Origin of the sequence: Streptomyces lusitanus (assembly GCF_042647945.1) — a bacterium.
Lineage (GTDB): Bacteria > Actinomycetota > Actinomycetes > Streptomycetales > Streptomycetaceae > Streptomyces > Streptomyces pseudogriseolus.
Genome location: NZ_JBHRWL010000007.1, coordinates 568,897 through 593,966, shown reverse-complemented (window position 1 = coordinate 593,966; position 25,070 = coordinate 568,897). Strand labels below are relative to the sequence as shown.

Here is a 25,070-nt window from a genome sequence, read left to right as displayed (position 1 = left end):
TCGATGCCGGGGGTCAGAAGAGGCCAGCTGAAGTGTTCTGAGTGAGGGTTTCGAGGATCGGGCGCAGCCATGGGCTGCGCGCGGCAGGCAGCCGGACCAAGGTGTGTTGGAACGTTCCCCGGTCGGCACGGAACAGCTGGTTGGGGAGCAGCGGGGGCGGGTCGTCGCGGAGGACGTCTCGGGCTGTGCGGCCCGACGCGGAAACCGGCACGGTCGGGTCGGGATCGACCAGCCACAGCCACACCCCCAGCGGCAGGGGCACCAGGTATGCCGGCGCGGTCGGGTCGGCAGGAGTCCAGGTCCGGCCCGTCTGCGGGTGGACGGGGACAAGGAGGATGTCGACGCCCGCGTTCGGGGAGGGTAGTCCCGGTCCGGCCAGGACGGCGGCCCGCGTCAAGGAGTCCGCTGGCAGCAAGGTGTCGAGCGCGCGCTGGAACACGTCCGCGGTCAGGCCGCCCGGAACCTTCACCGGATGCCCCTGGGAAGCGATCAGCAGGTGGGCGAGCGCCTTGCCTGCGGCCGCCTCCCACCGCGGACTCCACGACCAGTAGTGGTTCGATCCCGCTCGTCCTCCCCATGTGGTGATCGGCTCGAACGGGGGCGTCTTCTCCCCCGTCTCCACCAGCTCCGCCCAGGAGAGAGGCGTGGCGTGGATACCGTCGACGGGGACACGGTCCACGACATCCGAGCCGAGTCGCACCATCTGCCAGAGGGAGCAATCGTCGATCCTCGTTGCCACGGGGAGGTCGCATGCCTCGCAGGCCATGTTGGGCCCGTCGGCCCCGTCGAGGCCACAGCAGGCACCGCCACGCTTCTCAGGCATCAGCCGGGTTCCACGGATGTCTCCGGGCGCGGTGACGATCGCTCCGGTCGTGCCGTCGGACAGGGCGCGGACCGGAGCGTAGACACCGCGTGCCTCAGCCTCGCCCGGATCAATCTCGTCCCACATCCGCCACGGCCTCCCCCAGGGGTCCGGGTCCACGGCATACGTCCCTGAGTCCATGAGCACCGGTAGCTGGGCCCCGTTCCCGTACTGCTGACGTGCGTGGACCGGCAGTGCGACCTGGGACAGCGGGATGGTCAACTCGGCACCGCATCCCGCACACACGAAAACGAACAAACTTCCTCCGTATGGGAATCGGACGCATCTTCGCAGCTCACCGGCAGCCGGCCAACTTGATTTCCCATCCGCTGCGGGAGCGTCACCAGCCAATGTCGTGGAGGATCGGCGCAGCGCGACAAGCCCAGGCTGCCGCCTTGGACGACGGCAGGCGACTCCCTCGGACCGTGCAGCAGTGACTGAGTGGCTTTGATCCGGCCCTACGAGGATAGGGTGCTGGTTCACGCACCGAGGAGAGCTGGCGTGCACGACAGACCGGGGATGGAGAAGGCCCTTGATCTCCTACATGCCGAGCTGGAGGGCGGGCGGTCGGCGACGAAGTTGACCACTTGGGCTGCATGGCTAGCCTTCATGCGATTCGCGCGGCAGCGCTTTGCTACCGCGCCGACGCCCGATTCAGACGGCTTGCTCTTCCAATACGGCACGTACGCCTTCAGCGGGCAGCCGAGGTTCACAGTGGACCTCACGCGGCAGTTCGACATCGGTGACGGCAGAGGTGAGCACGACCACTACGTACAGGTCCACTGCGAACTTCGCTACGAGTGCGAACCCGACCTGGATGCCCTGGGGAGCTTCGACTCCTGGTTCTTCCACGACGCCAACGCGGACCTCGACGAGTGGTTCGCCGCCATGGAGAGGCACCTCGAACCGGTGCTTACTCGCAGGCCGTCCGAGATCAATGTGTACGAGGAGCCCGTATAGATCGCCACGCCGGCAGGACTCGCTTGCGTAGGAGCGCAAAGCCGGCGCGGCCGAACGTCTGGCGTTTGAGCATCTTGATCCGGCTCCGGCTTGTACGCCTGACCAACGGTGGCCGTGGACGCGGTGTACAAGGCGTTTGGGGCAGGCGTCGGTGGGCGACGGCCCGAGCCACTGCACTGCCGTGAGTGGCGACGGTGTCATCATGCTCATACGAGCCGGCCGCGCCCCGCACTCAAGAGGTTCAGATGCTCTACCAGAGCCCTGCTGACTTTTGCACCGCGTACGTCACAGCACACGTCCCCAGCGAGACCGACGAATCCGGCGCCGCGTCCACGCTCGAAGAGGTGACCGTCGTCAGCGCGACCCCGGACACGGCGCGGGTCGAGGCGCTCTGGTTCATCCACGGCCACGACCCGGAATCCGGGTACTACGACGTTCGTTCACGCACCGCCTTCGTTCTCGTCAAGCGGGGCGACGGGTGGCGCCTGTACGCGCAGGAAGAGCTCGGCTACGAATGACAACTCCCCATCCGCTGACTGGACCGGCGGTTCTGACCGAGCTGTGGCAGCGGCGCTGGCCCCACTGTCCTCCGGTCGCGCATGAGCTCCGCCACCCGTACCGGGATGTCTGGGTGCGCTTCCACAGCTTGCCGGAGTCGAAGCGATACCCGGAGAACGAGAGCGAATACGCCGTCGTCCTGAAGCGGTACAACACCGTCCTCGATGAGTTGTTCGCCGGCGGGGACGTCTATGTGATCATCCCGGTCTGGGCGGCCGCAGCGGAGGTTCCGTCTTCCCGGTCGGACGGTGGCTACTGGCAGACCCTGCCGGTGAACGACGATCCGGACCCGGAGTTCCGTTCCTACTGGCACCTCTTCGCCGCCCGCCGGTCCTGGCGATACGGCTGCCTCGACGAGCGGCTCCGTGACGTCGCCGACGACAAGGTGGCGGGAGTCCTCGTCACCGATCCTCAGATGCGTCGCCTCTGTCACCCCTACGACGGCGGCGCCGATGTCTTCCTCACGTCGCCCGAGGAACGTGATCGGATGTGCGACCGGCATGCCGACTGGCTTTCCAGCCACCCGTTGGGCTTCTGACGGGGCCGGGCTCCCACACCACGGCCCGGCCCAGCCCGGTCCGCCGTCAACTCACCCGCCTGTTTCCGAGTTGGACTGGACCAACCCCTTGACACGCGTTTCCCTCACTCCTTAAATCACGAACTGAACTAAGCGTTTCGCCGCGAGCGGCGGCCCGTGCACCGCTCCGTCCGCCCCCCACCTGACGCGTCACTCGATCCTCCGAGGTCCGGATGACTCGCCTCGCTGTCATGAATATGACATCAGGAGATACGATGCCCGCACCCACGCGGCCCCTCCCCGGTCGCCGCCCCGGCACTCCCCCAGCAAGACCTGACCGTCGCCGGTGGACCGCGGTCGCGGCGGCCGCCGTCACCGCCGCCTCCCTGCTGCTCGCCGTCCACCCGGCCCACGCCGACGCCCGCACCCAAGACGCCCCCGCCTCCGTCACAGCGGCCGCCGCCCTCCCCTCCGGGTGGACGACGGTCGTCAACAGCGGCAGCGGCAAGTGTCTCGATGCCCGCGCCGCCGGCACCGTCAACGGCACCGCCGTCCAGCAGTACGGCTGCAACGGCACCACCGCCCAGCAGTGGAGCTTCGCGCCGACCAGCGACGGCTACGTCCGCATCGGGAACCGGAACGACGAGCGTCAGGTGGTGGACGTCAGCGACGTGTCGGCCGCCGACAACGCGGCCGTGCACCTGTGGACGTACGGGGGCGGCGCCAATCAGCAGTGGCTGCCGGTCGACGAGGGCGGCGGCGCCTATCACTTCGTCAACCGGCACAGCGGCAAGTGCCTCGACGTGCCGTCCGCCTCGACCGCCGACTCCGTCCAGCTGGTGCAGTACGCCTGCAACGGCACGGCGGCGCAGCGCTTCCAGGTCACGCCGGTGAGCAGCGCGCCCGGGGACGTGGATCTCGGCCCGAACGTCGCCGTGTTCGACCCGTCGATGCCGTCGTCGGTCATCCAGAGCCGGCTGGACTCGATCTTCCGGCAGCAGGAGACCAACCAGTTCGGCTCGCAGCGGTACGCGGTGGCGTTCAAGCCGGGCACGTACAGCAACGACGTCAACGTCGGCTTCTACACGCAGGTGCTGGGGCTCGGACAGTCGCCGGACGCGGTGACGATCAACGGCGCCGTGCATGTGGAGGCGGACTGGTTCCCGCCGCAGAACGCGACGCAGAACTTCTGGCGCGGGGCGGAGAACCTGTCGGTCAACCCGACCGGCGGGACGGACCGCTGGGCCGTGTCGCAGGCCTCCGGTTACCGGCGCATGCATGTGCGCGGCGACCTGGAGCTGAGCGACGGCGGCTGGTCCAGCGGGGGGTTCATGGCCGACTCGAAGATCGACGGACAGGTGCGCTCCGGGTCGCAGCAGCAGTGGCTGACCCGCAACTCCCAGCTGGGCAGCTGGAACGGGTCCAACTGGAACATGGTCTTCGTCGGCAGCCAGGGCGTGCCGGGCAACACCTTCCCGCAGCCGCCGTACACCACCGTCGACCGGACGCCGACGGTGCGGGAGAAGCCGTATCTGTACGTGGACGCGGCCGGCGCCTACCGGGTGTTCGTGCCCGCGCTGCGCGCCGACTCCTCCGGGACCACCTGGGCGAACGGCGGCACGGCCGGCACCTCGCTCGGCATGGACAGCTTCCACGTCGTCAAGCCGGGCACGGCGAGCGCGGCGCAGATCAACGCGGCCCTGGCGGCGGGCAAGAACCTGCTGGTCACGCCGGGTGTCTACCACCTGGACCAGACCCTGCGGGTGACGCGTCCGGACACCGTGGTGCTGGGTCTGGGCCTGGCCACCTTCGTCCCGGACAACGGGGTGACGGCCATGACGGTCGCCGACGTCGACGGGGTGAAGATCGCGGGCGTCCTGTTCGACGCGGGCACCACCAACTCCCGTACGCTCGTGGAGATCGGGCCCGAGGGGGCGTCCGCGAGCCACGCGGCGAACCCGACCTCGCTGCACGACGTGTACTTCCGCGTCGGCGGCGCCCACGCGGGCAAGGCCACCACCAGCCTGGTCGTCAACAGCGACCATGTCATCGGCGACCACATGTGGATCTGGCGCGGCGACCACGGCGACGGCATCGGCTGGACGGTCAACCCCGCCGACACCGGACTCGTCGTCAACGGTGACGACGTGACGATGTACGGGCTGTTCGTCGAGCACTACCAGAAGCACCAGACGGTGTGGAACGGCAACGGCGGGCGCACGTACTTCTACCAGAACGAGATGCCGTACGACCCGCCCAACCAGGCGGCCTGGATGGACGGTTCGACGCAGGGCTACGCCGCGTACAAGGTCGCCGACCACGTCACGAGCCATGAGGCGTACGGGCTGGGCAGCTACTGCTTCTTCAACGTCAACCCGAGCGTGACGGCCGAGCGCGCATTCGCCGCGCCGAACCGGCCCGGTGTGCGCTTCCGCAACATGGTCACGGTGTCCCTCGGCGGCACCGGCACCATCCGGCACGTCATCAACGACCGGGGCGGCCCCTCCAACTCCGCCACCAACGTCGCCAACCTGGTCAACTACCCGTAAGGAACGACCCGTTCACGGCCGGTGCGGGCCGGGGGTCTCTCCCCCGGACCGCACCGGCCGTTCACGTTCAAGGGCCTCGCCCAGGTCAACGGAAGATCACCTACCGGTCTCGGCGGGACCCCTCCGTGCCCTCATCGAGACGCACCTGCAACACCCCGTGCCGCACGTTCCGGCCCGCCGCGCCGTCACAGTCACTGAAGCGGCGTCGACCGACACAGGGGGTACAGAGGATGAAGCGGCACGGGACACGACGGCCGGCCGGGGTGCTGCTGGCGCTCACCGCGGCCTGCGGGCTGATGGTCACCGGATGCAGCGCGGACAGCGACAGCGGAGCGCGGAAGGCCGACACCTCCTACGACGGCGGGGGCGGTGGCGGCGGCAAGGCGCCGCTGCCCGCGCCCGACGGGACGGGCCGGTACGAGGGCGGTGAACGGGAGGGCGAGCAGGAGTCGCGGGACGTGGCCCCGGAGCCCGACTACCTGTCGACGTTCGCGCTGGACGTCGACACCGCGTCCTACGGCTACGCCCGGCGCGCCCTCGACGAGGGCCGGCTGCCCGACCCGTCGACCGTGCGGCCCGAGGAGTTCGTCAACAGCTTCCGGCAGGACTACCCGCGCCCCGACGGCGACGGGTTCACGGTCACCGTGGACGGCGCCCGCACCGACGAGGAGGACTGGTCGCTGGTGCGGGTCGGACTCGCCACCCGGACCGCCGAGCCGGACGACGAACGGCCGCCCGCCGCCCTCACGTTCGTCATCGACGTCTCCGGCTCGATGGCCGAACCGGGGCGGCTCGACCTCGCCCAGGAGGCGCTGGGCACGATGACCGACCGGCTGCGCGACGACGACTCGGTCGCCCTGGTCACGTTCAGCGACGAGGCGGAGACCGTGCTGCCGATGACCCGGCTCGACGGCAACCGGGGCGAGATCCACGACGCGATCGACAGCCTGGAGCCGACCGACTCCACCAACCTCGGCGCCGGCGTGGAGACCGGGTACGAGACCGCCGTCGAAGGGCTCCGCGAGGGCGCCACCAACCGGGTCGTCCTGGTGTCCGACGCCCTCGCCAACACCGGGGAGACGCAGGCCGACTCGATCCTGGAACGGATCTCGTCGTCCCGGCGGGAGCACGGGATCACCCTGTTCGGCGTCGGCGTCGGCAGCGACTACGGCGACGCCCTCATGGAGCAGCTCGCCGACCGGGGCGACGGCCACACGGTGTACGTGTCCGACGAGGAGGACGCCCGCGAGGTGTTCTGCGAGGAGCTGCCCCGCAACATCGAGCTGACCGCCCGTGACGCGAAGGCTCAGGTGGCCTTCGACCCGGAGACGGTGGCCGAGTTCCGTCTGGTCGGCTACGACAACCGGCGGGTGGCCGACGAGGACTTCCGCGACGACCGGGTCGACGGCGGTGAGGTCGGCCCCGGCCACACGGTGACCGCCCTGTACGCGGTGCGCACCCGTCCCGGCGCCGAGGGGCACCTCGCCACGGCGACCGTGCGCTGGCTGGACCCCGAGAGCCGCACCCCGCACGAGGAGACCGGTGACGTGGAGACCGGCGGGCTCGCGGAGTCGGTGTGGCGGGCGCGGCCCCGGCTGACGGTCACGGCGACCGCCGCCTACTTCGCCGACGCCCTGCGCTCCCCCGGCTACCAGGACAGCGCGCTGCCGGGCGCCCCCGGCATCGAGGAGCTGTCGGAGCGTGCCGGGACGCTGGCGCGGCGCACCGAGGACGCGGACGTGCGGGAGCTGGCCGAGGCGATCCGTACGGCGGACGGACTGTACTGATCGCCCCCGGACCGTTGACTCGTTCTTACGCGCGAGTAAGTTGACTCCTGAGTAAGTAAGTACGGGCAGCACCAGTACGACAGTCAGCCGCGACCGGGAGCCGTCATGGGCGTACGCAAGGATCTGAAACGGGCGAAACGACGGGCCGACCTGGCGGGCCGCGCGCACGTCGAGACCGTCAAGGACGAGCAGGGTCTCGTCCGGGAGGTCCGTGCGGAGGTCCTGGCGGCGCATCCCGCCGCCGGCACGATCGCCGACATCCCGTTCACCAACGCGGACGAGGCGCCCGGCGCGGTCGTGCTGCGCCGGGCGGAGCGGGGGGTGTGGCGGCCGGTCACGGCGGCGGCCTTCGCCGGGGAGGTCACCGCCGTGGCCAAGGGCCTGGTCGCCGCCGGTGTGGAGCCGGGCGACCGGGTCGCCGTGATGTCCCGGACGCGCTACGAGTGGACGCTGCTGGACTTCGCGATCTGGGCGGCCGGCGGACAGACCGTGCCGGTGTACCCGACCTCCTCGGCGGAGCAGGTGGAGTGGATCGTCCGCGACTCCGGCGTCCGGCACGTCGTCACGGAGACCCCGGACAACACCGCCACGGTCCGCACCGGCACGGCCGCCCTGTCGTCGCCGCCGGAGGTGTGGGAGCTGGACGCGGGCGCCGTGGAGGACCTCGTCGCGCGGGGCCGGGACGTCCCGGACGAGGAGGTCACCAAGCGGCGCACCGCCCTCACCGCCGGCACGGTGGCGACCGTCTGCTACACCTCCGGCACCACGGGACGCCCCAAGGGCGTCGTCCTCACCCACGGCAACCTGCACGCCGAGTCCGCGAACACGGTCGAGCTGCTGCACCCCGTCTTCAAGGCGGTCACCGGCCAGGCCGCCTCGACCCTGCTGTTCCTGCCGCTCGCCCACATCCTGGGCCGCACCCTGCAGATCTCCTGCCTGATGGCCCGCATCGAGACGGGTCACTGCCCGAGCATCAAGCCGGCCGAACTGCGGCCCGCGCTCAAGTCGTTCCGCCCCACCTTCGTGGTGGGCGTGCCCTACCTCTTCGAGAAGATCCACGGCACCGGGCGGGCCACCGCCGAGAAGATCGGGCGCGGCGCGTCCTTCGAGCGCGCCCACCGCGTCGCCGTCCGCTTCGCGCGGGCGCACCTCGACCGCTTCCTGGGCCGCGGCAAGGGCCCCGGGCCCGGCCTGTACGCCGCGTGGGCGCTGTACGACCTGCTGGTCTACCGCCGGGTCCGCAAGGAGCTCGGCGGGCGCCTGCGCTACGCCATCAGCGGCGGCTCCCCGCTGGAGAAGGACCTCAACCTCTTCTTCTACGCCGCCGGCATCGTGATCTACGAGGGCTACGGCCTCACCGAGACCACCGCCGCGGCCACCGTCGTCCCGCCGCTGTCCCCGCGCCCCGGCACGGTCGGCCGGCCGGTCCCCGGCACGGCGGTGCGCATCGCCGACGACGGCGAGGTGCTGGTCAGGGGCGGCATCGTCACCGGGGCGTACTGGAACAACCCGGCGGCCACCGAGGAGGTGCTGCGCGACGGCTGGTTCGCCACCGGAGACCTCGGCGCGCTCGACGAGGACGGCTATCTGACCATCACCGGCCGCAAGAAGGACATCATCGTCACCTCCGGCGGCAAGAACGTCTCCCCCGCCGTGCTGGAGGACCGGCTGCGCAGCCGCCCGCCGGTCGGGCAGTGCCTGGTCGTCGGCGACAACCGGCCGTTCGTGGCCGCGGTGATCACCCTGGACCCGGAGACGGTGGCCCACTGGCTGTCGGTTCACGGGATGCCTGCCGACACCCCGATGTCCGAGGTGGTCCGCGACCCGCGCATGCGCGCCGACGTGCAGAAGGCGGTGGACTACGCCAACGAGGCCGTGTCCCGCGCCGAGTCCGTCCGCGCGTTCACCCTCGTCGAGGGCGAGTTCACCGAGGAGAACGGGCTGCTCACCCCGTCGCTGAAGGTGAAGCGTAAGGCGGCGCAGGAGGCGTACGCGAAGGAGATCGCCGCGCTGTACGCGTGAGGCGCGTCGTGCGCGTGCGGCGGTCGTACCCGTGCGGCGGGTCGTACGCGGGCCTGGCCTTCCCCGGTCAGCGCAGGTCGAGCCGCATCAGGACGCGGGGATGGCCGGACAGCACCGAGGTGGTGTCGGCGGCGTGGGTGAAACCGGCCCGCTCGAAGTTCTTGCGGAGGCCGGGGTAGGCCATGGTGAGGTCGACGCGGGCGTCGCCGTTGTCGAGGGGGTACGCCTCGACGGCGGGGGCGCCCTGCGCGCGGGCGTACGCGACGGCGCCCTCGATGAGGGCGTGCGAGATGCCCTTGCCGCGGTGGCCGGGGCGCACCCGGATGCACCACAGCGACCACACCGGCAGGTCGTCGACGTGCGGGATCTTGCGGTTGCGGGCGAAGGAGGTGTCCGCGCGCGGGGCGACGGCGGCCCAGCCGGCGGGCTCGCCGTCCTCGTGGGCGAGCACGCCGAGGGGTGTGCCGGAGCGGAGCAGGCCGGCGACGTACTCGCCGCGGGCGGGGCCGCGCAGCTCACGGTTGAGCGCGGAGGGGATGCGGTAGCTCAGGCACCAGCAGACGTTCGCCTGCGGCGACTTGGGACCGACCACGGCACGGACGTCCTCGAACTCCACGGCCGGACGGACTTCGACGGTCATGCGTCCACGATGGCACGTCCGGCCCGCCGGCGCCGCCGTAGGCGCGCGGTACCGGCGGGGCTGCCGTGTCACCGGTCCCGGGCGGCCGGGGTCTCCTTCAGGAAGTCCGCGAGGCCGTCGAGCAGGCGGTCGACGTCCTCGTCGGAGGTGTAGCAGGCGAGGCCGACGCGCAGGCCGCCGGTGTCGCCGAGGCCCAGGTGGCGGGAGGCCTCCAGGGCGTAGAAGTGGCCGGAGGGGGCGTGGATGTTCCGTCCGGCGAGGAAGCGGTAGGCGTCCTCGGTGCGGCGGCCGTCGAAGGTGACCAGCAGGGTCGGGGTGCGGCGGGCCGCCCGGGAGTGGACGGTCACCCCGTCGAGGGCAGCGAGCCCCTCCTCGAGGCGGGCCCGCAGCCGCGCCTCGTGCTCCCCGATCGCCTCGTACGCGGCGCCGAGCCGGGCGCGGCGGTCGCCGTCGGTGCGCCCGCCGAGCCCGGCGAGGACGTCGACGGCCGCGCGGGTGCCGGCCAGCAACTCGTAGGGCAGGGTGCCCAGCTCGAACCGCTCGGGCACCGCGTCCGAGGAGGGCAGCAGCTTGTCCGGACGCAGGGTCTCCAGCAGTTCCGGGGCGGCGGCCAGCGCGCCGTGGTGCGGGCCGAGGAACTTGTACGGCGAGCAGACGAAGAAGTCCGCGCCGAGTTCCCGCACGTCGACCGGCGCGTGCGCCGTGTAGTGCACGCCGTCGACGTACAGCAGGGCGCCCGCCTCGTGGACCAGTCGCGCGATCTCGGCGACCGGGGGCATGGTGCCGATGAGGTTGGAGGCGGCGGTGACCGCGACCAGGCGGGTGCGCGGGGTGAGCCGCGCGGCGATGTGGCCGGAGGTCAGCTCACCGGTGGCCGGGTCGAAGTCGGCGCGGCGGACGGTGACGCCGGCGCGCTCGGCCGCCTGGGTCCAGGGGCGGATGTTGGCGTCGTGGTCGAGCCGGGTGACGACCACCTCGTCGCCCTCCGACCAGCCGGCGGCGAGGGTGCGGGCGACGTCGTAGGTGAGCTGGGTGGCGCTCCGGCCGAAGACGACGCCCGCCGGGTCGGCGCCGAGCAGGTCGGCCAGGGCGCGGCGCGCCTCGACGACGAGGCTGTCGGCGTGGCGCTCGCCGGGGAGCAGGCCGCCCCGGTTGGACAGCGGCCGCGCGAGGGCGGCGGCCATCGCGTCGATGACGGGGCGCGGCGTCTGGGTGCCGCCGGGGCCGTCGAAGTGGGCGGTGCCGGCGGCCAGCGCGGGGATGTCGGCGCGCAGTGCGGTGAGGTCGTACGTCACGGAGGATTCCCGGAGGTCGTCGGAGGGCGGGGCGGAGGGCGGTCAGGCGGCGGGGGCGCCGGGCGCCGGAGACTGAGGCGCGGGAGACCGGGGCGCCGACGGGTCCGGAGACGGCGGCGCCGACGGGTCCGGCGCTGACGGCTCGGGCTCCGGCGGGTCGGTGAGCTGTTCGCGCAGGTAGTTCCAGACGACCGCGACGAGAGCGGCGACCGGCACGGCGAGCAGGCTGCCGACGATCCCGGACAGGCTGCCGCCCAGTGTCACCGCCAGCAGGACGACCGCCGCGTGCAGTCCGAGACCGCGGCTCTGGATCATCGGCTGGAACACGTTGCCCTCGAGCTGCTGCACGACCACGATGACGACCAGCACGAGCAGCGCGTCCATGAACCCGTTGGACACCAGCGCGATCAGCACGGCGACCAGTCCGGCGAACAGGGCGCCGACGATGGGCACGAACGCGGAGACGAAGGTCAGCACCGCGAGCGGCAGGACCAGCGGCACGTCGAGAACCCACAGGCCGAGGCCGATCAGCACGGCGTCGATCAGACCGACGAGCGCCTGCGACCGCACGAACGCGCCGAGGGTGTTCCAGCATCGCGCGGCGACGACCGGCACGTCGGTGGCGAGCCGTCCGGGGAGCTGACGGCGCAGCCAGGGCAGGAAGCGCGGGCCGTCCTTGAGGAAGAAGAACATCAGGAAGAGCGCCAGGACGGCGGTGACGATGCCGCTGAAGACGGTGCTCACCCCCGTGACGGCGGTGGTGGCGATGGAGCCCGCGCTGTCCTGGAGGCGGGCGGTGGCGGCGTCGAAGGCGCCCGTGATCTGGGCGTCGTCGACGTTCAGCGGCGGGCCCTCGGCCCACTCGCGCAGCTTCTGCACGCCTTCGACGACGCCGTCGCCGAGTTCGCCGGCCTCCGAGGCGACGGGCACCGCGATGAGCGCCACGGTGCCCGCTCCGACCCCCAGGAACAGCACGGTGACCAGGGAGGCGGCGAGCGCGGGGCGCCATCCGTGCCGCAGCAGCCAGCGGGTCGGGGGCCAGGTGAGCGTGGTGAGCAGCAGGCCGACTATGAGCGGCCAGACCACCGACCACATCCGGCCCAGCAGCCAGAGGGCCACTCCGGTCGCCAGCAGGACCAGCAGCAGTTCCCCCGAGATGCGTGCCGAGGTGCGCAGCGCGGCGCGCGTTTTACCGGCGTTCAACGTGGCAGACATGGTGGCACCCTATGGGGCCCGTCGGGCCGTGGTGATCCCGGGACACAGGAACGTGTGCCGACGGAACGTCAGATGTCCCGCGTCCGGCCGGAGGACCGGCCGGACGCGGGGCGTGGGGCACGCGGTGTGATCAGTTGAACGGGTCGAGCGTCAGGGACGCCCCGCGCGGGTCGCCGTCGTGGACGAGCGACTCGTGGTTCCCGACGTCGTCGAAGGCGAAGGCGTACGCCTTCCCGTCGGCCATCTGCGAGTGGATGATCCGCGCGTAGTGGTTGGTGACCGGGTCCTGGTAGAAGCCGGCCGCGCTCTGGTCGGGCTGGTTGGGGTTGGTGAGCAGGGTGGAGCGGTTGAAGCCCGCGCACAGGGTGCGCGAGATGGGGCCGCGTACCTGGTCGTTGGGCGCGTCGAGCAGGCGGTGGCAGCCGAAGACGGACGAGGCGTCCGGCTTCTGGAAGGTGGTGACCACGTTGCCCGAGCCGTCGGTGAACCGCAGGACGCCGCCGGAGACCCGGCCGGTGTAGCGGACGTCGGGGCGGTCGCCGAAGGGCGTGACGACGAGGTCCGTGCCGGTGTACTTGTTCCAGACCCGGTTGATGTAGTCGTCCATGACCGAGGCCGGGAGGGCGCCGGTCTCCACCCCGTACAGCGGGGACAGGGCGCGCAGCACGGTCCCGTCGGAGCGGGTCTGGATGAGGTTGCCCCAGCCGCCGGACTGTCCCCTGAGCGCGTTGAACACGCCGTTGTAGCCGCCGGGGCGCAGCTTGCCGGTGCTCAGCGTGGTGCCGTCGCCGCGCCGCACGCCCACCGTGTAGGGCGCGGAGAACATGTCGACCTGCGTGCTGTTGAGCCACAGTCCGGCGTCGTTGAGCGTGTACTCGGACCAGTTGAAGAGGATGTCGCGGTTGGGGTCGGTGGGGTTCTGCACGGCCGGCTGCACCAAACCGCCGGTGGTGAGGCGGAACTCCATCTTGCGGCCGTAGGAGAAGTAGATGCGGCCGGAGAACTTGGGGATCTGGATGGTGGTGGACTGGCCGGGGGCCGGGCCGGGGATGGAGGCGTCGGGCGCGGGTGTGGGCGGGTTGCCGCCCGCGGGCCAGGCATGGAAGGCGCCGCTCGCGTCGGCCCAGCCCTGCCGGCCGGACGACAGCTCGGTGCCGAGGTTGTAGATGTGGACCTGCTCGGCGCGGCCCGAGTTGTTCGTGATGGTCAGCGGGATGGTGGCCGGGACCGCGGCGTGCGCGGGGGACGGGACCCCGGCGGCGAGCCAGCCGCCGCCCAGCGCGGTGGCGATGCCCAGCGCCACGGCCGTGAACCGGCGTCTGAGGGTGCGCAGCATGTAGTTCTCCGTTCGACGAGTGGCCGGGAACAGTGATGAGAGCGCTCTCAGCGAGAGTCGCCGCCCTGGTATGGACCTGTCAACCGTTGCGGCGCGATTTAGGGAATCTGCTATTCCGCATGCCCTTGCGGGGCCCCGGCCGGCGCGCTTCGCAGGGGTGGCTCAGTCGTGCTGCACGACGCCGTGCGCCGAGAAGCTCACCGGGCCGCGGGAGGTCAGGTCGCCGGGCGGGAAGCCCGGGTGGTGATGCCCCTCTCCCCCGTGTGTCTCGTCCGCACCCGGGGCCGACGGGGCCAGCGCGAGCCGGGACACGATGCGGTAGCGGTCGCCCCGGTAGACGGAGCGGACGTACTCCACCGGGCGGCCGGCGGTGTCGGTGGTGAGGCGCTCGAACAGCAGGGCAGGGGACAGCTCGGGCACGTCGAGCAGGTCCGCCTCCGCGTGGGTCACCACGGTCGGCTCGACGGACTGCACGGCCTCGGCGACCCGCACCCCGTGCCGGTCGCGGAAGTGCTCGTAGAGGTCGCCCTGTTCGAGCTCCGCCTCGGTGAGGCCGGGCACCAGGGCCGCGGGGAGATGCAGATGCTCGATGGCCATCGGGGCGCCGTCCACCAGCCGCAGCCGGGCCGCGTACCGGATCCTGGCGGCCGGTGACACGCGCAGTCTGCGGCCCACGCGGGCGCCCGCCGGGAGGGTGCGGAGCTCGAGGACGCGACTGGTCCACACGCCCCTGGCCTGCGGCACGGTCAACGCGCCGTGCCCCGCGACCAGTTCCTGGGTGATCTTCTCGGCGGCCACGAACATGCCCCGGCCGTGCTCGCGCACCAGCAGCCCCGCGACCACGAGTTCGTCGACCGCCGCGCGCACCGTGGGGCGCGAGACGCCGAGCCTCGCGCAGAGGGCCCGCTCGGAGGGGACGGCGTCACCGGGGCGGCGGGCCTCGATGAGTTCGAGGAGCGCGTCGCGTACCCGCTCACGCTTGAGCACGGCACCCGAGGCGGCGGGATCGATGGCCATACGGTCTCTCCTCGGCGTCGGCCGCGGGCGGCGCGCGGGGCGACTGGTATGCCGTCGACCTTAACTGGTCCGGTCACCGGCGGAGCACCCCTCGGCAAGGTCAACTCCCTTTTCAGCGCGCGGGGTTGACGCGCACATTGGTCTATGCCACCTTCTCTCGACATCAACTGGTAAGGCCTGGCGGGCAACTGGTCAGTTCCGAGGACCGGTCCGTCACCGCGAGCCCCGCGCCGGGCGGCGCCCCCACGCCCGCCGCGCGGACGCAACCCCGTGCGCCACCCCCACCGCGAAAGGACCACGGATGCGTACTCGTCCCTCCGGCCGCCGCGCCCGCGCGGCACTCGCCCTCACCGCCCTGCTGGGCGGCGCCGCCCTCACCGGGCTCCCCGCCCCGGCCGCCAACGCGGCGGACGGCCCGCTCGCCGTGCAGTACCGCACCGGCGCGGGCGGGGCCACCGCCGACCAGAGCGAGCCCTGGCTGAAGATCCGCAACACCGGTTCCGCGCCGGTGCAGTTGAGCCAGGTGAAGGTCCGCTACTACTTCAAGGCCGACGCCCCCGGCACCGCCTACCGCTTCGCCTGCTCCTGGGCGGTCGTCGGCTGCTCGTCCGTCACTGGCACATTCGGCACGCTCCCCACGCCCACCGCGACGGCCGACCGCTACCTGGAGATCGGGTTCACCCCGTCCGCCGGCACGCTCGCGCCCGGCGCCGACACCGGGGACCTGCAACTGCGGTTCCACCGGGCCGACTGGCAGACGCTGCGGCAGAGCGACGACTACTCCTTCGGCGCCGCCCGGACGTCGTACGCCGACTGGGACAAGGTGACCGCGCGGCTCGCGGGCGCCACCGTGTGGGGCGCCGGACCGGAGGGCGACGACCCGACCGACCCCACGGACCCGACCGACCCGCCCGGCGAGGGCGGCCAGACGCTGTTCGACGACTTCGACTACGCGTCGCACACCGACCCCGGCCTCTCGGCGCACGGCTGGAGCGTCCGCTCCAACGCGGGCGGCCCCGGGGTGCCCGGCGCGACCTGGGACCCGTCGAAGGTGACCTTCAGCTCCTCGGGCGGAAACTCGGTGATGGACCTGGAGACCTCCACCGCGGGCACCGGCGCCTCCACCACGCACACCGAGATCCTCACGCGGAGCATGAAGTTCGCGTACGGCACCTACGCGGCCCGGGTGCGCTTCTCCGACGCGCCCGTCTCCGGACCGGACGGCGACCGTGTGGTGCAGACGTTCTTCACCATCAACGACCTCAAGGCGCCGATGGCCGACGACTACGCCGAGTACGACTTCGAGTACCTGCCCAACGGCGGCTGGGGCGAGCCGTCCTCGATCCTCTACACGACGTCCTGGGAGACCTACAACCCCGACCCCTGGCAGGCCGTCAACCAGCACAGCGAGAGCCGGCGCAGCTTCGCCGGCTGGCACGACCTGGTCGTCACCATCGACGGCTCGGGCATCAGGTACTACATCGACGGCAGCCTCTTCGGCACCCATGACACCGCGTACCTGCCGGAGCGGCCGATGTCGATCAACTTCAACCAGTGGCTGATCGACCTGGCGGGCCAGCCGTCGACCACGCCCCGCGCCTACCACCAGCAGGTCGACTACGTCCTGCACGTCAAGGACCAGGTGCTGACGCCCGCCCAGGTGGCGGCGAAGATCGACGGATACCGGTCAGCTGGCACCTCGTTCGTGGACGAGGTCCCCGCGCCCTGAGGGTCCGCGGCGCCGGCCGGGCCCGCCAGGAGCGGGTCCGGCCGCGCACCGAAGTGCGTGACGTTCCCTCGATTTCATCCGCTCGTCCCCCGGGGCTTCCGCCCGCGAGGCCGAGGCGCTGAACTGTAGGCCGCGACCCGTCACCGGATTGCGACCGGACAACGTTGTCAGCACCACGGAAGGCAGGGAAGACCATCGTCATGTGGAGAGCCACCGAGCCGCCCGCGCCGGCGCCGCCCCCGGGCCGTCGCAGACTCCTCACCGCCGCCCTGGTCCTCGGATCGCTGGTCGCCGGGCTGGTGCCGGCCGCCGGGGCGGCCGCCTCCCCGGGCCGGGGCGACGTCGCGGCGTTCGACGCCGTCGACCCGTTCACAGGCACCCGCCTGGACACCTCCCGGAACAAGGGCAACAGCGCCTACGGCAACACCTATCCGGGGGCGACCGTCCCGTTCGGGATGGTGCAGTCCTCCCCCACCACGTACCGCTCGTCGGACGGGGACCAGAAGGGCGGCTACGAGTACACGGCGGACCAGATCCGCGGCTTCGGCATGACCCGGCTGTCCGGCACCGGCTGCGAAGGCCGGTTCAGCGGCTTCGACTTCCCCGTGCTCCCCTACACCGGCGCGCTGCCCGGGGACGCCCTGCCCACCGCGCCCGCCGACCGGATCACCGACTACTACCTCGGCTTCGACCACGCCGACGAGAAGGCCGACCCCGGCTACTACTCCGTCGGCCTCGCGAACGGGGTCGACGCGGAGCTGACCGCGACCACCCGCACCGCGGTGAGCCGCTTCGACTTCCCCGCCGAGGGCGGTTCGACGCTGCTGTTCGACGTCGCCGGGTCCAACAACCGGGTGTTCGGCAGCGAGGTGACGGTCGACGGAAACACCGTGAGCGGCTGGGTGGAGGCCGCCTCGGTGTGCGACGAGGGCGGACGCTACCGGGCGTACTTCTCCACGACGTTCGACCGTCCGGTCCGGTCCCACGGCACCTGGCAGGGCTCCGAGGTGCGGCCCGGGGCGGACAGCGCCTCGGGCGGCACGGTCAAGCACGGGGCGGGCGCCTACCTGGTGTTCGACCGGGGCGCCCGGATCACCGCGAAGACCGGCCTGAGCTATGTCGGCGTCGAGGGCGCCGCGCGCAACGCGGCCGCGGAGACGCGGGGCGCGTCCTTCGACGCCGTCCGCGCGCGGGCCGCGCGCGTGTGGCGGGACGCCCTCGGCACCGTGCGCGTGGACGGCGGCACCCGGGAGCAGCGGGTGACGTTCTACACCGCGCTGTACCACGCGCTGCTGCACCCGAACGTCTTCGACGACGTCACCGGCGAGTACCGCGGCTACGACGGCGAACTGCACCGGGTCGAGCCGGGCCGTCACCACTACGCCACGTACGCGGGCTGGGACATGTACCGCGGCCAGGCGCAGCTGGTGGCGCTGCTGTTCCCGAAGGTGGGCAGCGACATCAACCAGTCCCTGACCGACATGGCCCGGCAGTCCGGCGCCTGGCCCAACTGGCCGCACCTGAACCAGCTTCAGCAGAAGATGAGCGGTGACTCGCTCCAGCCGGTGGTCGCCTCGATCGACGCGTTCGGCAGCACGGACTACGACCGGCGCGCCGCGCTGGAGTCGATGCGGTCGACGCAGTCCCTGCCCGCCGACGCCACGCTGCGCCGGCACGCCTACCAGTACGCGACGGTCGGCTTCATCGAGCACCGCAAGGGCGACTCGGCGACGTCGAAGACGCTCGAGTACGCCGTGGACGACTTCGGCATCGCGCAGCTGGCGAAGCGGCTGGGCGACGAGGAGACGTACGACCGGTTCATGGTGCGGGCGCAGAGCTGGCAGAACCTGATCGACGCCGCCGACGGGCGCATCCGGCCCCGCGACCGCACGGGCTTCGACCGGAGCTTCGGCCTGGGTGAGCGGGGCGACCAGTTCGAGCAGGCGACCGGGTACCAGTACGGCTGGATGGTGCCGCACAACGTGGGCGCGCTGATCGAGAAGCGGGGCGGCGCCGAGGCGGCCCTGCGGGACCTGGAGGAGCACACCCGTGAGCTGGACGCGGGGGTGTACGGCACGAAGGGCGCGTACCTGAGCAACCAGCCCAGCTTCACCATGCCGTTCGTCCACCACTGGCTGGGCCGCCCCGACCGCACGGGCGAGGTGCTGCGCCGCGCGGTGCGGGAGATGTACGACTCGACGCCCTCGGGTCTGCCGGGCAACGACGACCTCGGTTCGCTGAGCAGCTGGTACGTGTGGGCGAGCATCGGGCTGTACCCCGCGATCCCGGGCACCGCCGACCTGGTGGTGAGCGCCCCGATGTTCGAGCGGGTGGTGCTGGACAGCGCCGGCAGCCGGCGCCGGATCACGCTGGACGCCCCGGGCGCGGAGCGGGCGCCGTACGTGGCGGCGCTGACGGTCGACGGGCGGGCCACCACCCGGTCCTGGCTCCCGTCGGAGTTCACCCGTGGCGGCGGCCGCCTCGAGTTCCGGATGGCGGCGCGGCCAGGCGCCTGGGGCACGGCAGCGCGGGACCTGCCGCCGTCGTACGGGGACGGCACGGACGCCCGGAACAACATCGGCGTCACCCCGGACGGCCACGGGAACCTCGGGTCGCTCGACCTGAGCGACAACTCGCTGTCCCGGGAGCGGCTGGCCGCGGCGGGCGCGGCGCCGGGCAAGAGACTGCCGCTGGGCGACACCGGGGTGGTGTTCACCTGGCCGGACACCGGGCCGGGCGAGCCCGACAACTGGATCCCGCACGGTCAGCGCATCGAGCTGGGCGGCCGGGAGGCCACCGGGATCTCCTTCCTGGGGCTGGCCACCAACGGCCCGGCGCAGGGCACCGCGGTGGTCGAGTACACCGACGGCTCGACGCAGGCCGTGCCGGTCGGTTTCACCGACTGGACGCCCGGGACCGCCTACCTGTTCGGCAACGAGCCGCTGGTGACCACGACCGGCCGGAACCGGGCGGCGGGCGGCTCGGACACCGCGCAGACCAAGGTGTTCGGGACGCGTCCGGTGGCGCTGGACCCGGCGAAACGGGTGGCGGCCGTCGTCCTGCCGCAGGGGACCGACCAGGGGGTGATGCACGTCTTCGACGTGGCGCTCACCGACCGGCCGGTCACGGAGGCCGGGCAGCAGGAGGGCTGACCCGCCGGCTCACCGGCCGGCGTTCGGGAGGCCCCCGTTCCGGATGGAGCGGGGGCTCTTCTTGCCGTCGGCGGACGGGTGGCGCAGGCTGGACGCATGAGTGCGAGCCCGACGCTCATCTCGTCCGTGCAGCGGGCCTTCCGGCTGCTGGAGGCGGCGAGCGCGCACGAGACGGGCGCGCCGGCCAAGCAGCTGGCGCGGGAGACCGGGCTGCCCCTGGGCACCGCCTACCATCTGCTGCGCACCCTGGTGCACGACGGCTACCTGCGGAAACTCGACGACGGCGGCTTCGTCCTGGGCGACCGGGTGCAGTCCCTGCACAGCGGCGGCCGCAGCCAGGCGCTGCTCGCCCGGGTCCGGCCGGTCCTGTCCGCGCTGCGGGACGAGCTGTCCAGTGCCGCCTACCTCACCTTCTACGAGGACGGCGAGATCCGGGTCTCCGAGGTCGTGGACGGCCCCCGGGCCCCGCGCGTCGACCTGTGGGTGGGGTTCGAGGACGCGGGACACGCCACCGCCCTGGGCAAGGCCGTGCTGCGGGAGCTGGACGACGAGGACCGCAAGGAGTACCTGTCGCGGCACGTGCTGAACGACCTCACGCCGCACACGGTCACCACTCCCGTGGAGCTGATCCGCCGGCTGGAGACCACGCCGCTCGCCCCGGCCGTCACGGACCTGGAGGAGTACGCGCTGGGCACGGTGTGCGTGGCGGTGCCGGTCCACAGCGGCGGCACCCTGGGCTCTCTCGGCGTCTCCATGCCGCGCAGCCGGCTCGACCGGATCGACGAGGTCCGCGACCGGCTGCTGCCGACCGCCGACCGTGTCACCCGCAGCCTGTCTCTCACTATGTGAAAACGGCGTCCTTGTGATGCCCGGCACCATCACCTTTTCTTGAAGAGCAGGCATTTCCGACACGCACACAGGTGAGGACACCGGACAGCACATGAGTCACGCCCGCCAGCATGGACGCGACCACTCGCCGACACCGCCGTACCCGCCGGGCATCGGGCGCCTTCGGTCGCCCCGTACCCGCGCCCTCGCGCACTGGGTCGCCGAGACACCGGCGCTGCCCGTGCTGATCCTGTGCATCATCGTCTGCATCGACATGGCGGCCGGCACGGGCCGGATCTGGCTGCCGCTGCTCGCCACCGGGCCCGCCCTGGCCGCCGCCACCAGCCGGCCCCGGGGCGTGCTGGGCGTGGGCGCCCTGGCCTTCGTGCTCGGCGCGGGCATCGCCGCCCGGCACAACATGGACCTGACGCATCTGGCCGTCGTGCTGGCCGCCCTGGTGACCGTCACCCTGGCGGGAACCCTCGCCAGCGCGCTGCGCGCCCGCCGGGAGCGGGTGCTGGCGGCCGTGCGCTCCGTCGCCGAGACCGCGCAGCACGCGCTGCTCCAGCCGGTCCCCGAGACGGTGGGCCCGTTCCAGGTGGCGGTGCGCTACAGCGCGGCCGCCGCGGAGGCCCGGATCGGCGGGGACCTGTACGCCCTCATCCCCACCCCGTACGGCGTGCGGATGATCGTCGGGGACGTGCGGGGCAAGGGGCTGCCGGCCGTGGGGACGGCCGCGCTGGTGCTCGGCGTGTTCCGCGAGGCGGCGTACGACGAGCCGGACCTGCTGGACGTGGTGAGCCGGATCGAGCGGAGCCTGGCCCGCAACCTCGGCGGCGACGACTTCGTCACCGCCGTGGTCGCCGGCTGCCCGGAGCCCGGGCGGCTGGAGATGGTCAACTGCGGTCACGCTCCCCCGCTGCTGATCCGCGGCGCCGAGGTGACGGCCGTCGAGACCGACCACCCCGCCCCGCCGCTCGGACTGCGTGCCCTGTCGGGCGAGACGCCCCGCCTCCAGGTGGTGCCCTTCGTCGACGAGGACCAGCTGCTCCTGCACACCGACGGCGTCACGGAGGCGCGGGACGCCGACCGCATGTTCTACCCCCTGACCGAGGGGCTGACCCGGCACCTGAGCGACGAGCCGGCCCGGACTCTGGCCGCGCTGCACCAGGACCTGCTGGACCACGTGGGCGGCCGGCTGCACGACGACGCGGCGCTGCTCCTGCTGCGCAAACCCGCCGCCCAGGCCGCCGCGCCAACCGGGGTGCGCCCGCTGACGGACGCGGACGGCGCCACGGCGGCCTGAGGTGCGCGGTGGTCACTTGACCGAGCCTCCGGTGATGCCGGCGGCGATGTACTTCTGGGCGAGGACGAGCAGGATCGCGGCGGGCACGGCGGAGAGCACGGCCGCCGCCATGACCGAGCCCCAGTCCCCGACGTGTGCGCCGATGTACTGGTAGATGCCCAGCGTGACCGGCTTGACGTCGTCCGTGGTGTTGAGGGTGAGGGCGAACATGAAGTCGCTCCACGCGAACAGGAAGGCGAACAGGCCCGAGGTGATCAGGGCGTTGCGGCTCATCGGCAGCACCACCCGCAGGAAGACCCGCACCGGCCCCGCCCCGTCGATCTCGGCGGCCTCGATCACCTCACCGGGGATGGACACCATGAAGGAACGCATCAGCACGATGGAGAAGGGGATGCCGAGCGAGGCGTCCGCGAGCATGAGTCCGGCGTAGGAGTTGACCAGGCCCAGGTCGACGTACGAGGTGTAGAGGGCGTTGGCGATGACGATGCCCGGCACCATCTGGGTGATCAGGGTGCCGAACACGATGGTCCGCGAGCCGCGCAGGCCGAAGCGGGCCAGGCCGTACGCGGCGGGCGCGGCGATCGCGAGGCAGATCGCGACGGCGCCGGCCGACACCAGCAGGGAGGTCAGCAGGTTGCCGCCCTGGTCGGTGAGGGCCTTGGTGAACCCGGAGAGGTCGAGGCCCGGGGGCACCGGGTCGACCTGGAGCAGGCCGGAGTCGGGCTGGAGCGCGGTGTTGAGCATCCAGTACAGCGGGAACAGCATCACCGCGAGGACGAGCAGACCCGCGACGGTGGAGCCCCAGCGGCGGCGGGGCGTGGTGGGCGCGTGGGCGGCCATGCCGGTCACTTCCCCTCGGTGCGGTTGGCCCGCAGGTAGAACACCGCGAACACGGCGGAGATCAGGATCAGGACGTTGCCGACGACGGCGCCGGCGCCGAAGTCCAGCTCCACGAAGGAGTTCTGGTAGGTGAGCGTGCCCAGGGTCTGGGTGGCGTCGGCGGGGCCGCCGTCGGTGAGGGCGAGGATCAGGTCGAGGATCTTCACCGTCGACATGAAGCCCAGCACCAGCACCACCGTGATCACCGGCTTGAGCGTCGGCAGGGTGACGGAGCGGAAGGCGCGCCAGGCGGAGGCGCCGTCCAGGGAGGCCGCCTCGTACAGCTCCTTGGGGATCTCCTGGAGGCCGCCGTAGAGGATGACCATGTTGAACGGGATGCCGATCCAGATGTTCACCAGGATCACCGAGAGCAGCGCCATGCCGGGGCTGGTGAGCCACGGGGTGTGCCCGCCGAGGCCGAGGGTGTCGAGGAAGGTGTTCAGCACGCCGGTGTCCTGGTCGAGGATGCGGCGCCAGACGATGCCGGACACCACCATGGGCACCAGCCAGGGCAGCAGAATCAGCGACCGCAGGACACCGTTCAGGGGGAACCTGCGGTTGAAGAAGACGGCGAGGGCGAGGCCGATGCAGAACTGGCCGAGCAGGGAGCCCGCGGTGAAGACGAGGGTGTGCCACAGGGCCTTGCCGAACAGGGCGTCCTGGAAGACGGACGACCAGTTGTCGGCGCCGTTGAAGGGGGCCTCGCCGGTGAAGAAGGTCTTCGGCGTGTAGTGCTGGAAGCTCATCACGACGTTGCGGACGAGCGGGTAGCCGAAGAACAGCAGCATGAAGAGGACGGCGGGCGCGACGAAGCCCCACCGGGCGAGCCGTCGGCGCAGGCGGGCGCGGGCCGGGTCCTGTGCGGCGTCCTTCCGGGGCGCGGCGTCGGACGGCGGGGCGGTGACGGTGGACGTGGTCATGGGGTGCGTACCTCAGTTCCCGCTCGTGGCCCGCTGCTGGGCGCGCTGGAGGGCGGCCTCGCTGGACTGGCCGGTCAGGGCGGACTGGAAGGCGCTCTGGAGGGCGAGGGAGACGGCCGGCCAGCCGGCGCCGACCTGTGCGGTGCGGGAGCGGGCGGCGGCGACCTGGTCGGCCAGCGCGTCCAGTTCGGGCACCCGCGCCCGCCACTGGGCGGCGGCGCGTTCGTCGGCCGGGACCATCCAGCTGTTGAGGGCGTAACTGAGCTGTTCCTTCTCGCCGGTCAGGCAGGCGACGATCCGGCCGGCCATGCGCCGGCGGTCCTCGTCGCCGGTGCGGGGCACGGTGAGCACGGCGCCGCCGAGCGGGGCGACGGAGTCGGCGCCCGCCTCGGGCACGGGGATCTCGGCGATGCCCCAGTTGAGGTCCGGGTCGCTGTTGAGGGTCTCGACCTGCCAGGGGCCGTTGATCATCATGGCGGCGTTGCCCGCCATGAACTGGTCGTTGACGTCGGCCTGGGTCCAGTTGACCGTGGACCGGGAGAGCGAGCCGTCCTTCAGCAGCGCCTTCCAGAAGTCGAGCGCCTCGACGACCTCCGGGCTGTCCAGCTGGCGTTCGTCGCCGCCGTTGGACCACATGAACGGGGTGAACTGGAAGACGCCGTCCTCGGCCCCGCCCGCGCTGAGCGCCAGCCCGTAGCGCTTGCCGCGGGTCAGCTCGCGTGCCGCCCGGCGCAGTTCGTCCCAGGTGGCGGGGGTGCGGACGCCCGCCTCGGCGAGGACGTCCTTGTTGTAGAAGAGGGCGAGGGTGTTCACGGAGCGGGCGGCCCCGTAGTAGGTGCCCCGGTAGGAGCCGAAGTCGACGATGCCGTCGGGCACATGGTCGGTGGACAGGCCGAGGGTGCGCAGGTCGACCAGGCCCCCGGCCTCGGCGAACACCGGCATCTCGGAGGCGTCGAACTGCACGACGTCCGGCAGTGACTTCGACGAGGCCATGCGCAGCGCCTTCGTCATGACCTGGGACGCCGGGACGCTCTGCTGCTCGACGGTGACGCCGAGCCGCTTGCCGCAGCGGGCCATCGCCTCGGCGTCCCAGCGGTGGTAGGTCTCGTCGGTCGAGGAGTTGAGAACGGTGTACACGCCGTCGTCGCGCTGCTCGGCGCAGCCGGTGAGCGCCGCGGAGGCGAGAAGGGCCGCGGCGGCGGCGAGCGAGGTGACGGCTCTGCGTGCGCGCCCGCCTGGGCGCGGACGGCGTGCGGCAACCGGTGGATGTGCTGTCACGGTGGGTGCCCCTGGGTGGGACCGGCCCGGCGTCTGCCGAGGCCGGCGGCTCTGTGGAAGGGTAGGTGAAGCGCTTCGACAACGGGCCGCCACAATCGGGGTCTCGTCGAGCGCCGCACCGGGGTGTAATTTGTTCGGCCTGATTACTAATACGTCAGCGCGAGTCGGTCGCGCTAGCCCCCGAACGGCACGATCTCCCTGCGCCGGGGCGTGACAGGTT

19 protein-coding genes are annotated in these 25,070 nt (G+C 72.0%); 10 read left to right on the top strand and 9 right to left on the bottom strand.

Translation table 11 applies throughout. The features are described from left to right. Positions 1 to 13: 13 nt before the first annotated feature. Complete coding sequence (locus tag ACFOSY_RS14490; RefSeq protein ID WP_394307196.1) at positions 14 to 1,120, bottom strand: hypothetical protein; 1,107 nt, start codon at positions 1,118 to 1,120, stop codon at positions 14 to 16. 243 nt (positions 1,121 to 1,363) lie between these two features. Between ACFOSY_RS14490 and ACFOSY_RS14485 the strand changes: the two genes are divergently transcribed. The 6 genes from ACFOSY_RS14485 (at position 1,364) to ACFOSY_RS14460 (ending at position 9,255) form a co-directional block, all read left to right on the top strand. Next, positions 1,364 to 1,822: a hypothetical protein gene (locus ACFOSY_RS14485; protein WP_394307195.1), complete on the top strand. Its 459-nt coding sequence runs from the start codon at positions 1,364 to 1,366 to the stop codon at positions 1,820 to 1,822. Positions 1,823 to 2,067: 245 nt separating this feature from the next. After that, positions 2,068 to 2,340 (top strand): hypothetical protein, encoded by a 273-nt coding sequence (locus ACFOSY_RS14480; RefSeq protein WP_394307194.1) that lies wholly within the window; start codon positions 2,068 to 2,070, stop codon positions 2,338 to 2,340. After that, a complete protein-coding gene (locus tag ACFOSY_RS14475; RefSeq protein ID WP_449343581.1) occupies positions 2,337 to 2,918 on the top strand; it encodes a DUF3885 domain-containing protein in 582 nt (193 codons plus the stop codon). The genes ACFOSY_RS14480 and ACFOSY_RS14475 overlap by 4 nt, the downstream gene beginning before the upstream one ends. 254 nt (positions 2,919 to 3,172) lie before the next feature. Next, positions 3,173 to 5,446, top strand: coding sequence for an RICIN domain-containing protein (locus ACFOSY_RS14470; protein ID WP_394307192.1), 2,274 nt, complete (start codon positions 3,173 to 3,175; stop codon positions 5,444 to 5,446). Between the two features lie 230 nt (positions 5,447 to 5,676). Beyond that, on the top strand, positions 5,677 to 7,233 hold the full coding sequence (locus ACFOSY_RS14465; protein ID WP_394307191.1) for a vWA domain-containing protein: 1,557 nt from the start codon (positions 5,677 to 5,679) through the stop codon (positions 7,231 to 7,233). A gap of 105 nt (positions 7,234 to 7,338) precedes the next feature. Continuing rightward, positions 7,339 to 9,255: an AMP-dependent synthetase/ligase gene (locus tag ACFOSY_RS14460; RefSeq protein WP_394307190.1), complete on the top strand. Its 1,917-nt coding sequence runs from the start codon at positions 7,339 to 7,341 to the stop codon at positions 9,253 to 9,255. Between the two features lie 67 nt (positions 9,256 to 9,322). Here the strand turns inward: ACFOSY_RS14460 and ACFOSY_RS14455 are convergent, their stop codons facing one another. From ACFOSY_RS14455 to ACFOSY_RS14435, 5 genes are all read right to left on the bottom strand, one after another. Then, entirely contained in the window at positions 9,323 to 9,895 is a 573-nt protein-coding gene (locus tag ACFOSY_RS14455) for a GNAT family N-acetyltransferase (RefSeq protein WP_006129768.1), read from the bottom strand. Positions 9,896 to 9,963: 68 nt separating this feature from the next. Further along, a complete protein-coding gene (locus tag ACFOSY_RS14450; protein WP_394307189.1) occupies positions 9,964 to 11,190 on the bottom strand; it encodes a cysteine desulfurase-like protein in 1,227 nt (408 codons plus the stop codon). Positions 11,191 to 11,232: 42 nt separating this feature from the next. Then, positions 11,233 to 12,405: an AI-2E family transporter gene (locus tag ACFOSY_RS14445; protein ID WP_394307188.1), complete on the bottom strand. Its 1,173-nt coding sequence runs from the start codon at positions 12,403 to 12,405 to the stop codon at positions 11,233 to 11,235. Between the two features lie 130 nt (positions 12,406 to 12,535). Continuing rightward, on the bottom strand, positions 12,536 to 13,741 hold the full coding sequence (locus ACFOSY_RS14440) for a glycoside hydrolase family 64 protein (RefSeq protein ID WP_394307187.1): 1,206 nt from the start codon (positions 13,739 to 13,741) through the stop codon (positions 12,536 to 12,538). 162 nt (positions 13,742 to 13,903) lie between these two features. Next, the gene (locus ACFOSY_RS14435) at positions 13,904 to 14,758 is read right to left on the bottom strand and encodes a GntR family transcriptional regulator (protein ID WP_394307186.1); all 855 of its coding nucleotides are present in this window, start codon (positions 14,756 to 14,758) and stop codon (positions 13,904 to 13,906) included. Between the two features lie 301 nt (positions 14,759 to 15,059). On the opposite strand from ACFOSY_RS14435, the gene ACFOSY_RS14430 reads away from it, so the two are divergent. The 4 genes from ACFOSY_RS14430 to ACFOSY_RS14415 all read left to right on the top strand — a co-directional run bounded on the left by ACFOSY_RS14430 (position 15,060) and on the right by ACFOSY_RS14415 (position 21,773). Beyond that, a complete protein-coding gene (locus ACFOSY_RS14430; RefSeq protein ID WP_394307185.1) occupies positions 15,060 to 16,487 on the top strand; it encodes a cellulose binding domain-containing protein in 1,428 nt (475 codons plus the stop codon). A 200-nt stretch (positions 16,488 to 16,687) separates the two neighbouring features. After that, a complete protein-coding gene (locus tag ACFOSY_RS14425) occupies positions 16,688 to 19,639 on the top strand; it encodes a GH92 family glycosyl hydrolase (protein ID WP_394307184.1) in 2,952 nt (983 codons plus the stop codon). A 96-nt stretch (positions 19,640 to 19,735) separates the two neighbouring features. Continuing rightward, on the top strand, positions 19,736 to 20,488 hold the full coding sequence (locus tag ACFOSY_RS14420) for an IclR family transcriptional regulator (RefSeq protein ID WP_394307183.1): 753 nt from the start codon (positions 19,736 to 19,738) through the stop codon (positions 20,486 to 20,488). Between the two features lie 91 nt (positions 20,489 to 20,579). Continuing rightward, positions 20,580 to 21,773, top strand: a complete 1,194-nt coding sequence (locus ACFOSY_RS14415) for a PP2C family protein-serine/threonine phosphatase (protein WP_394307182.1) — start codon at positions 20,580 to 20,582, stop codon at positions 21,771 to 21,773. Positions 21,774 to 21,785: 12 nt separating this feature from the next. Here ACFOSY_RS14415 and ACFOSY_RS14410 read toward each other — a convergent pair whose 3' ends face one another. From ACFOSY_RS14410 to ACFOSY_RS14400, 3 genes are read right to left on the bottom strand one after another with little or no spacing between them, the layout of a single operon-like run. Then, positions 21,786 to 22,613, bottom strand: a complete 828-nt coding sequence (locus ACFOSY_RS14410) for a carbohydrate ABC transporter permease (protein ID WP_394307181.1) — start codon at positions 22,611 to 22,613, stop codon at positions 21,786 to 21,788. 5 nt (positions 22,614 to 22,618) lie between these two features. Beyond that, positions 22,619 to 23,572, bottom strand: a complete 954-nt coding sequence (locus ACFOSY_RS14405; RefSeq protein ID WP_394307180.1) for a carbohydrate ABC transporter permease — start codon at positions 23,570 to 23,572, stop codon at positions 22,619 to 22,621. Positions 23,573 to 23,584: 12 nt separating this feature from the next. Further along, positions 23,585 to 24,850, bottom strand: a complete 1,266-nt coding sequence (locus tag ACFOSY_RS14400; protein ID WP_394307179.1) for an ABC transporter substrate-binding protein — start codon at positions 24,848 to 24,850, stop codon at positions 23,585 to 23,587. Positions 24,851 to 25,070 lie beyond the last annotated feature (220 nt).

Coding starts and splice junctions, on each gene's coding strand:
- ACFOSY_RS14480 (WP_394307194.1), top strand. CDS start 2,068: ATGCTCTACCAGAGCCCTGCTGACTTTTGCACCGCGTACGTCACAGCA.
- ACFOSY_RS14475 (WP_449343581.1), top strand. CDS start 2,337: ATGACAACTCCCCATCCGCTGACTGGACCGGCGGTTCTGACCGAGCTG.
- ACFOSY_RS14470 (WP_394307192.1), top strand. CDS start 3,173: ATGCCCGCACCCACGCGGCCCCTCCCCGGTCGCCGCCCCGGCACTCCC.
- ACFOSY_RS14465 (WP_394307191.1), top strand. CDS start 5,677: ATGAAGCGGCACGGGACACGACGGCCGGCCGGGGTGCTGCTGGCGCTC.
- ACFOSY_RS14460 (WP_394307190.1), top strand. CDS start 7,339: ATGGGCGTACGCAAGGATCTGAAACGGGCGAAACGACGGGCCGACCTG.
- ACFOSY_RS14455 (WP_006129768.1), bottom strand. CDS start 9,895: ATGACCGTCGAAGTCCGTCCGGCCGTGGAGTTCGAGGACGTCCGTGCC.
- ACFOSY_RS14445 (WP_394307188.1), bottom strand. CDS start 12,405: ATGTCTGCCACGTTGAACGCCGGTAAAACGCGCGCCGCGCTGCGCACC.
- ACFOSY_RS14440 (WP_394307187.1), bottom strand. CDS start 13,741: ATGCTGCGCACCCTCAGACGCCGGTTCACGGCCGTGGCGCTGGGCATC.
- ACFOSY_RS14435 (WP_394307186.1), bottom strand. CDS start 14,758: ATGGCCATCGATCCCGCCGCCTCGGGTGCCGTGCTCAAGCGTGAGCGG.
- ACFOSY_RS14430 (WP_394307185.1), top strand. CDS start 15,060: ATGCGTACTCGTCCCTCCGGCCGCCGCGCCCGCGCGGCACTCGCCCTC.
- ACFOSY_RS14425 (WP_394307184.1), top strand. CDS start 16,688: ATGTGGAGAGCCACCGAGCCGCCCGCGCCGGCGCCGCCCCCGGGCCGT.
- ACFOSY_RS14420 (WP_394307183.1), top strand. CDS start 19,736: ATGAGTGCGAGCCCGACGCTCATCTCGTCCGTGCAGCGGGCCTTCCGG.
- ACFOSY_RS14415 (WP_394307182.1), top strand. CDS start 20,580: ATGAGTCACGCCCGCCAGCATGGACGCGACCACTCGCCGACACCGCCG.
- ACFOSY_RS14410 (WP_394307181.1), bottom strand. CDS start 22,613: ATGGCCGCCCACGCGCCCACCACGCCCCGCCGCCGCTGGGGCTCCACC.
- ACFOSY_RS14405 (WP_394307180.1), bottom strand. CDS start 23,572: ATGACCACGTCCACCGTCACCGCCCCGCCGTCCGACGCCGCGCCCCGG.